Genomic DNA, 2,105 nt, shown 5'->3' with positions numbered 1-2,105 from the left:
AGGGAAGTTAAACCCCGTTCGCGACGTCGAGGAAGTCGAGCATTTCGGTGGTGACCCAGCCGAAATGGTAATTGGCGACGAACAGCAGGAACAGCGCCGTCGCGACGATCGTCACGCGAAAGGCGATGCGGCCGATGCGGAATTCGTGCGGGGCGCTTTCGGCCTGTCCGGGCACGCGCTCCACCCCGGCTTCCTCGGCGGTCCTCACCCCGAACGGCAGCACGAGAAAGACCGAAAAGGCCCAGAACAGGACGTAGATCGCCAGCATCGACGTCCAGCGCATCGTCACACCTCCACGATGAGCACGTCGACCACCGGCTTCTTGCCGGTCCAGCGCGTCGCGACGCGGCGCACCGCGAGCCGCACGTCCTCACGCAGCCGCTCGCGATCGCGCGGGCCGGTGCGCACCGCTTCCGCCGCAGCCTCCTCGGCCTCGGCGATGAACGGCAGGCGCTCCTCCTCGACGGGCACGCCCTGGATACGGACCTGCGGCGTCCCCGCGAGCTTCCCGCCCTGCGTCGCGACCGCGACCGACATCTGGCCGTTGACCCCGAGCTTGCGGCGCTCGTTGATCGTCACCCCGTCCGCGGGGAGGATCACATCGCCGTCGAGCACCAGCCGCCCGACCGGCGCGTGCCCGATCTTGGTCGGCTCGCCCGGCGCCAGCCGCACGATATCGCCGTCGGTCTGCACCAAGGCGCGCGGCACGCCGAGCGACAGCCCGAACCGCGCCTGCTCCATCAGGTGGCGCATCTCTCCGTGGACCGGCAGCAGCAGCCCCGGCTTGAGCCACTCGTAGATCGCCGCCAGTTCGGGGCGGCCGGGGTGGCCGGAGACGTGCACATGCGCCTGCTTCTCGGTCACCATCTCCACCCCGCGCCCGGCGAGGATATTCTGGATGCGCCCGATCGCGACTTCGTTGCCGGGAATCTGCTTCGACGAGAAGATCACCGTATCGCCCGCATCGAGCGATACGGTGTGATTGCCCTCGGCGATCCGCGCGAGCGCGGCGCGCGCCTCGCCCTGCCCGCCGGTCGCGACGATCAGCACCTTGTCGCGCGGCAGCCGCATCGCGGTCTCGGGATCGACCGTCTCGGGGAAATCGCGCAGATAGCCGCACGATTGCGCGACGCGCAGGATGCGATCGAGCGAGCGACCCGTGACGCACAATTTGCGCCCCGTCTCTTTCGCCACCGCGCCGAGCGTCGAGAGCCGCGCCGCGTTCGACGCGAAAGTCGTCACCAGCACGCGCCCGCGCGCCTTGGCCACCGCCTCCGCCAGCCCGCGCCGCACCGAGCTTTCCGAGCCGGATTCGTCGGCGTTGAACACATTGGTCGAATCGCACACCAGCACGTCGATCCCCGCCTCGCCGATCGCGCGCAATTCCTTCTCGGTCGCGGGCTTGCCGATCACCGGCTTGGCGTCAAATTTCCAGTCGCCGGTGTGGAACACGCGGCCGTGCGGGGTGGTGATTTCGAGCGCATTCGCCTCGGGGATCGAATGCGCCATCGGCACGAAGCGCACATCGAACGGCCCGACCGACACGCGTTCGCGCGGCTCGACCACGCGCAGGTCCACGCGATCGGCGACGCGTTCCTCCTCCAGCTTGCCGCGGATCAGCCCGGCGGTGAACGGCGTCGCATAAAGTGGCACGCCGAGGTCCTCGGCGAGATAGGGCAGCGCGCCGATATGATCCTCATGCCCGTGGGTGATGAGGATGCCGACCAGCTCCTCGCGCCGCTCCTCGATGAACGAGAGATCGGGCAGCACCAGATCGATGCCGGGATAGCTGTGATCGGCGAAGGTCACCCCCATATCCACCATCACCCATTTTCCCTGGGTGCCGTAGAGGTTGACGTTCATGCCGATCTCGCCCGAACCGCCGAGCGCACAGAAAAGAAGTTCGTTTTTGGGAGTCATTGTATTCCTAAGTTGAGCCGCGGTCCTCTATCCCCGTTCGGGCTGAGCTTGTCGAAGCCCTGCACTTTCTCCGCGAGGAAGAAGGCAGCCCTTCGACAAGCTCAGGGCGAACGGATCAGATCCAATGACCGCCGGCGATTTTCACTGGATATGCGCGCGTTCCCACATGATCGCCAGCCCCTGAA

2 protein-coding genes are annotated in these 2,105 nt (G+C 67.1%); both read right to left on the bottom strand.

The annotated features are described in order from the left end of the window. Window positions 1-7: 7 nt before the first annotated feature. On the bottom strand, window positions 8-283 hold the full coding sequence (locus tag BGN95_RS04485) for a DUF1467 family protein (RefSeq protein ID WP_179511351.1): 276 nt from the start codon (window positions 281-283) through the stop codon (window positions 8-10). A 2-nt stretch (window positions 284-285) separates the two neighbouring features. After that, complete coding sequence (locus BGN95_RS04480; RefSeq protein ID WP_179511350.1) at window positions 286-1,920, bottom strand: ribonuclease J; 1,635 nt, start codon at window positions 1,918-1,920, stop codon at window positions 286-288. Window positions 1,921-2,105: the final 185 nt, after the last annotated feature.

The organism is Sphingomonas sp. 66-10 (assembly GCF_001897045.1).
GTDB lineage: Bacteria > Pseudomonadota > Alphaproteobacteria > Sphingomonadales > Sphingomonadaceae > Sphingomonas > Sphingomonas lycopersici.
The sequence above is the reverse complement of the archived record's forward strand: the minus strand, read 5'-3'. Positions and strand labels throughout refer to the sequence as shown.